6 protein-coding genes and 2 pseudogenes are annotated in these 6,021 nt (G+C 73.1%); 5 read left to right on the top strand and 3 right to left on the bottom strand.

Annotated features, from left to right (window positions below):
* The 5 genes and pseudogenes from PYV61_RS19650 to PYV61_RS19630 all read left to right on the top strand — a co-directional run.
* A pseudogene (locus PYV61_RS19650) lies at nucleotides 1-289 on the top strand (hypothetical protein); the annotation flags it as partial.
* 12 nt (nucleotides 290-301) lie between these two features.
* A complete protein-coding gene (locus PYV61_RS19645; RefSeq protein ID WP_275834788.1) occupies nucleotides 302-604 on the top strand; it encodes a PAAR domain-containing protein in 303 nt (100 codons plus the stop codon).
* 83 nt (nucleotides 605-687) lie between these two features.
* A complete protein-coding gene (locus PYV61_RS19640; protein ID WP_275834786.1) occupies nucleotides 688-1,311 on the top strand; it encodes a hypothetical protein in 624 nt (207 codons plus the stop codon).
* Nucleotides 1,312-1,336: 25 nt separating this feature from the next.
* Nucleotides 1,337-2,011: a hypothetical protein gene (locus PYV61_RS19635; RefSeq protein ID WP_275834784.1), complete on the top strand. Its 675-nt coding sequence runs from the start codon at nucleotides 1,337-1,339 to the stop codon at nucleotides 2,009-2,011.
* Between the two features lie 68 nt (nucleotides 2,012-2,079).
* Nucleotides 2,080-2,667: a putative adhesin gene (locus PYV61_RS19630; RefSeq protein ID WP_275834782.1), complete on the top strand. Its 588-nt coding sequence runs from the start codon at nucleotides 2,080-2,082 to the stop codon at nucleotides 2,665-2,667.
* A gap of 21 nt (nucleotides 2,668-2,688) precedes the next feature.
* On the opposite strand, the gene PYV61_RS19625 is transcribed toward PYV61_RS19630, so the two are convergent.
* From PYV61_RS19625 to PYV61_RS19615, 3 genes and pseudogenes are all read right to left on the bottom strand, one after another.
* A complete protein-coding gene (locus PYV61_RS19625) occupies nucleotides 2,689-3,486 on the bottom strand; it encodes a hypothetical protein (protein ID WP_275834780.1) in 798 nt (265 codons plus the stop codon).
* Between the two features lie 328 nt (nucleotides 3,487-3,814).
* On the bottom strand, nucleotides 3,815-4,423 hold the full coding sequence (locus PYV61_RS19620) for a papain-like cysteine protease family protein (RefSeq protein WP_275834778.1): 609 nt from the start codon (nucleotides 4,421-4,423) through the stop codon (nucleotides 3,815-3,817).
* A 173-nt stretch (nucleotides 4,424-4,596) separates the two neighbouring features.
* Nucleotides 4,597-6,021 (bottom strand): annotated as a pseudogene (locus tag PYV61_RS19615) (hypothetical protein); the annotation flags it as partial.

Here is a 6,021-nt window from a genome sequence, read left to right as displayed (position 1 = left end):
CGGCAGCATCGCCGCGGCGCACTCGCCGATGGCGGTCCCGCCGCCGCCGAGCGCGCTCGTGGCGAAGGCGGCGACCGCGGCGCTCCTCGCCGCTGCGCAGCTGGACCCCGCGCAGCTCCCCGCGCTCGTGCGCGGCGCCGACTCGGCGGCCGCGGAGCTCGCCCGACGCCTGGGCGGGTGGGACCCGTCGGCCACGCTGGCGCACCGGCACCACGCCGAGCAGTGCGAGCGGCACGGCACGGCGCTCGCCGCCGCCGCGCCGCCGCCGTCGCCCTCACCCGCGGCCTGACGGAGGCCCCGCATGAGCATGCCCTACGCCCGCATCGGCGACCTGCACGTCTGCCCGATGGTCACCCCGGGCGTGCCCCCGATCCCGCACGTCGGCGGGCCGGTGGTCACGCCGGCCACCCCGACGGTGCTGGTCGGCGGCGTCCCGGCCGCGGCGGCGACGGCGATGTGCGTCTGCGTCGGGCCGCCCGACACGCTGGTGATGGGCGCGACGACCAAGCTGGTCGGCGGGCTCCCCGCGGCGCGCATCGGCAGCAACTCGGCGCACGGCGGCGCGGTGGTGATCGGGATGCCGACGGTGCTGGTCATGAGCTGAATCCGACGCGGGGCCGACGAGCGGCCCCGCCCCCTTCGCGACACGGCGTTCGCAGACGCCCCCCTGCCTTCGGGAGACCCCTCATGCGTGGAGACGCCAACGCCGTCGCCGTCTTCTCTCGCCTCGCGTACGCCCTGGACTTCATGAAGGGCACCCTGGTGTTCCCGCCGAGCATCGCCGCGGAGCGGACGTACGGCCGGCCCATGAACCTCACCCTCGTGAAGTCGGTCTACGACGGGACGCTCAACGGCAGGGCCATCAACTGCTACACCGTGGCGGAGGCGGCGGACGACGACCCCTCGTTCCGGTCGTACATCTGCCCGTACAAGGCGGGTGACCTGAGCTACACGGTGCTCGGCCACGAGGCGGACTTCTGCTTCACCTTCGCGATGGACGGCTGCACCTTCGCCGTCGGGACGCCGACGCCGAACGGCGAGGTGATCGTGTCGCACGGCAACGCGAAGGGGAACACGGAGGGCGCCGGGGACCAGGCGAGCCGGCAGCAGGACTTCGCGACCGACTTCCACCGCCAGGGCGTCGCGGGGGTGCTGGACCCGAGCACCTACCGGCTGTCGAACAAGCACATATCGACCACCTTCGGCGTCCGGGAGGGCGGGCGCTGGGCGTTCCACTCGCTCCGGTACAAGCGGGTGAAGGACACGTATCCGTTCGCGTACGAGCACCTCGGCGTCACGAAGTTCGCCTAGCCCACCCCGCACCGCGACGTCAACCATGGCCTACGACACCTTCGACTCCTTCCGCCCGCACTACGAGGCCGCCCAGGTGGGCGCGCAGTCGGTGCACGGCGTCGGCAACTTCACCAAGCCGGTCGCCCCCGACGTCGCGTGGCTGCTGTACCAGCACTCGCGCCGCCCGGTGCTCGGATTCCACGTGTTCGGGCGCCACATCACCGGCGACAAGGCCAAGGAGCTGCAGACGCTCCGCACCCAGAAGGGGCGGACGGCGGAGCTGCCGAAGCACATGCAGGGCATCACCAAGAGCCCCCAGGACCAGTTCGAGAAGAACTTCGGCTACGTGAACGACGCCGGCGACGGCTCGATCCTCATGATGGGCGGCAACAAGTGGAACTTCACGGTGAACGACGCGTGGCTGCTCGGCGGCGTCCACTCGGGGCTGCCGTTCTACGCGGCGTCGGTCATCAGCACGGCCAACATGCTGGACAAGAACTACGCGCTCAGCATCACCGGCCGCGAGCTGCTCGGGCTCGCGCACTTCGGCTACGTGCAGGTGCACAACCACAAGGCGCTCGGCGTGGCCTACGTGTGCCGCGACCCCGTGCGGGCGAACGCCGCGACGCTCGTCGAGTACCAGGCCACCGTCGCCGGCCTCAAGTCGTACGGGGACGCGAAGAAGTTCTTCAAGAAGGCGGGCTTCAAGCTGGACTAGGCCCGGTCCGACACGGGACAAGCCCGCCGCGGCAACCACCACGTTCACGCTCCACGAGGACGACGACGATGACCATCAGGAAGACAGAAGTGGGCGACGTGCTGAACATCTGGTCCGCGAGTACGGGCAAGCACGCGTCCACCGCGGTCATCACCGCGCACGGCGGCGATGCCTACGTCAACGGCATGGACAAGGCGCCGGACTACACGCTCGCGTACTACAGCGACCACGGGCACATCCTGTCGGACCCGAGCATCATGTACATCCTGACCGGCCGCTCGATCCCCTGCCAGACGATCCAGTCGCGGGCCAGCCAGGACTACGAGCTGACGAAGTACACGAACACGTCGGCGACGGTCACCGGGAGCCGGCAGCACAACACGGGGGGAGAGAGCTACGACTCGATCCGCAGCCTCGAGCAGGAGTTCAGCAAGGGGCTGGCCCGGCAGCGCGGCAGCGGCAGCGCCCAGGAGCAGGTGTACCTCGCGGGGATGAAGATGGACGTGATCACCATCCGCGACCGGAAGTTCTACGCGAGTCCCAAGCTCTCGGACGTCCTGAAGATCCTGGACAAGCACAAGTACCGGTACACCACGCTGCACTGCTCCTTCTGTCGCGGCGGCGGGCAGGCCCAGGCGCCCAAGAGCAACTGGTGACGGCGCCGCGGGGCGCGCGCGTCAGAGCGCGACGGCGTCGGCGGCGAGCGTGCCGACGCACTCGACGAGCGCGTACCCCGGCGGGACGCACAGCCCCCGCTCGACCCCCGCGTCGAACGCGGGCGCGGTCGTGCCGGGCGCGCGCCGGCTCGGGTCCGGCCGCCCGACCTGGGCCGCGGTGACCGCGCCGACCGTGCGCCCCGGCTCGAGGAAGCGCGCCCAGCTCTCCGGGAACCAGTAGGCGTCGCGGCCGTCGCCCCGTCCCGTCACGCTGGCCCAACGGTGGCGCGCCGCGGCGTCCATCCCCGCCACCGCCATCGCCTCGGGGAGGAGGACGCGACCCGAGAACCAGGCGCGCGACTCGGCGTCCGCGGCCGCGGACGCCGCCAGGCGCTCGGCGACCGTCGTCTGCTCCGCGGACGCGTCGGTGAGCGGGAGCGCGGCCGCGTGCGCCGCGTGCGCGACCACGACGACGAGACGGTACGGCACCACGGTGCGGACCTGCGCGGCCATGGGGAGTCCGGCGCCCCACACCACCTCCGCGCGCGCGAGCGTCGTCACCGCCGCCGGCCCCTCGTAGAGCGCGACCGCCGCGGCGTGCGCCCCCGCCCACCCGCGCTCCCCCCCGTGGGCCGCGAGCCACTCGCGGGCGAGCATCCCGTCGTGCGCCGCCCGGCTGTCGGTCGGCCACGCGGCCGCCTCCCCGTCGGCCGCGGTCGTCCACGGCGCCGGCGCGGGCGGCGCGAGCGCGTGGGCGACCAGCGCACGCGCGTCGGCCGCCTCCCGGTGCCCGATCGCCGCCACCGGCCGGTGGTTCACGACGAAGAGCCGCCCGTGCAGCGCGCACCAGCTCGCCGAGCCCGGCCACCGGCGGGAGGAGCGGCGAGAGCGCGTGCCGCGCGCAGTGCTCCGGGACCCAGGACGGAAGGCGGTAGGGCGCCCGCAGGAAGGCGCGGAGCGCGCCGCCGCTCGTGGCGGTGAGCCACGGCGTCGCGGCGACGCATCGCCACCCGTCGCGGGGGAGCTGCGGAGTCATCGCCCCCACGTCCATGCGTGGGGCGTGCCAGCGGCCGCGGCGTGGCGGTCGCGACGCCGGGAGGACACGCTGCCGCGGGGAGCCCGGACCGCCGGCGAGCGGGCGCCGGCGCTAGATCCTGACGCCGATGTTCTTCTGGCCGTAGACGATCTGGTCGTCGATGCGCGCCTGCATGCCGGCGAAGGGCTCGTTCTGCAGGACGTCCCCGGCCAGCGGATCGAGGTAGAAGAACCGGCCCGTACCCGCGTAGTCGACGCCCACGAGCAGGATGACGTGCGGGATGGTCGCCGCGCCGAGCACGCCGGTGAGGATGATCGGCCCGTGGGAGTAGAGGATGCGCTGCCAGCCGCTCACCGTGTCGGGCTTGAGGGACTGCGTCAGCAGCGCCCGGGCCTGCGGAAAGTTGACCACCGGGTCGTACGCGATCCAGTTGCTCGCCAGGTAGAGCATGTAGTCGAGCGCGTACTGCGCGCGGCCGCCGGACTCCGCCAGGTCGGGCGGCGGGCCGAACTGGTGTCCCACCTCGATCGACGTGACCGGGGCCCCGATCGCCTGTCCCTTGTGCCACTTCAGGAGGGACTTGAGGCAATAGCGACCGCACGTCGGGTCGATGGCCGCCTTGAAGATCCTGCCCACGTACGGGACCGACGCCACCATCGACCGCGCCGGGAAGAAGCGCTGGTCCTCCATCTGGGGCAGCGGATTCACGATGAACTGCATGCGCGCACCTCACGGGGATGAGGACGTCGATCGGGGCGCTAGACACTACGGCGCGAGGGCCGGCCGCGCGAGGGGCCGAACTCAAGGGCGGGAGCGAGCACTGCGAACCGCGCAGTCTCCGCTCCCGCCCTTCCCGTTCCCGCCGTATCCGTTCCCGCCGTATCCGGGCCGCCCTACCTCGCCCGCACGACCGCGAGCCTCAGGTTCCCCCCCGTGACCGTCCCCGTCGTCCGCGTCCGCACCGTCGCCTGCCGCCCCGCCTGCACCGCGTAGCGTAGGTAGGCCGCCGAGCCGCCGTTGAGGCGCAGCGTGGTCGGCGCGTCGTTGGCGAGGGTGCGGGTGGCCAGCGCGTACGGGCGGTTCACCGTGTCCTCGTACGAGCCGAGCACGCTGCGGAACGACCAGCTGGCGAAGCTGAAGCGCGAGCCGAGGCCGGCGAGCGCCGGGGCCTGCGCGTCGGCGAAGTTCGCGACCGCCCAGTCCTGGAACCAGTCGTCGAGCGGCGTCGACCCGCCGAGCGCCGCCTGCAGGTTGCGGCGGCCGACGAGGTTGGCGTCGACGAACTTCTTCCAGAGCGGGGCGCCGTTCACGCCGCCCGAGGCGGAGAGCCGGTCGTCGGCGTAGCGCAGGAACTGCCACGTCGCGCCGCGCGTCTCGAGGTCGTCGTCGAGGCCGTACGGCGAGCGGTTCTCCGGGTCGCGCAGGTAGGTCAGCACGCGCCGCAGGTTGTCGCTGCCGTAGAGGGTGAACGCGCGGTCCACCGCCGGCGACGCGGCCAGCGACGACGCCGTCAGCCGCGCGCGCGGCGCCAGCCCGGCGGCGCGGAAGAACACCAGCTCCTCGGCGATGTGGCTCAGCCCCTCGCCGAGCCAGACCTCCTCGAACGCGTCGGCCTTGGTCACGTACAGGCGGCGCGCGGCGTTGATGAGGTGCTGGTACTCGTGCGCCAGCGTCCCCACCGTCACCTCGTCGACGTACGCCTTGCTGCGGACGTTCCCGTTGATCGTCCCGCGCGGGTCGGGGACGAGCATGTAGAAGAACTCCGCGTAGTTGCTCCCCGGGCAGTTGTCGCGCGTGCGGACGTTGTTCGGGAAGAGGTCGCGCTCCCAGAAGAAGCCGCCCACCACGTAGTCGGCGCCGCGCGGCGTCTCCTCGTTCACGGCGCGCGAGAAGAACGCCACCGCGCGCGCGTTCTTGTCGACGTCCGACGGGTCGCCGAAGTTCGCGACCGCCACCGGGTGCGCGAGCGTGTCGAACGCGAGCGCGAACTGCCGGTACTCGGCGTCGGTGAAGCCGTCGCGCGGGTTGGCCGTGTCGGCGAGGATCACCAGCCGGTCGGTGACCGCGGCGACGCGCCCGGTGCGGAAGCCGGCCGGGGTCGTGTCGCACGCCGAGAGGGTGCTCGCGTTGACGCGCACGAGGTCGCCCACGCGCGGGTTCGCCTGCAGCGCGGGCGCGGCCGTCGGCGCGAGGTCGGCCGAGGCGGCGCCGGAGGGCGCGGCCGGCGCCACCGACGCGGACGGGGCGCGGTGCGCCGCGCGCGCGCGGTCGTACGTGCAGTCGCCCGCCAGCGGCAGCCCGGCCGCGCGCCGCGCCAG

It is taken from the genome of Roseisolibacter sp. H3M3-2, from assembly GCF_029211165.1.
Classification (GTDB): Bacteria; Gemmatimonadota; Gemmatimonadetes; order Gemmatimonadales; family Gemmatimonadaceae; genus Roseisolibacter.
The sequence above is the reverse complement of the archived record's forward strand: the minus strand, read 5'-3'. Positions and strand labels throughout refer to the sequence as shown.

Coding starts and splice junctions, on each gene's coding strand:
- PYV61_RS19645 (WP_275834788.1), top strand. CDS start 302: ATGAGCATGCCCTACGCCCGCATCGGCGACCTGCACGTCTGCCCGATG.
- PYV61_RS19640 (WP_275834786.1), top strand. CDS start 688: ATGCGTGGAGACGCCAACGCCGTCGCCGTCTTCTCTCGCCTCGCGTAC.
- PYV61_RS19635 (WP_275834784.1), top strand. CDS start 1,337: ATGGCCTACGACACCTTCGACTCCTTCCGCCCGCACTACGAGGCCGCC.
- PYV61_RS19630 (WP_275834782.1), top strand. CDS start 2,080: ATGACCATCAGGAAGACAGAAGTGGGCGACGTGCTGAACATCTGGTCC.
- PYV61_RS19620 (WP_275834778.1), bottom strand. CDS start 4,423: ATGCAGTTCATCGTGAATCCGCTGCCCCAGATGGAGGACCAGCGCTTC.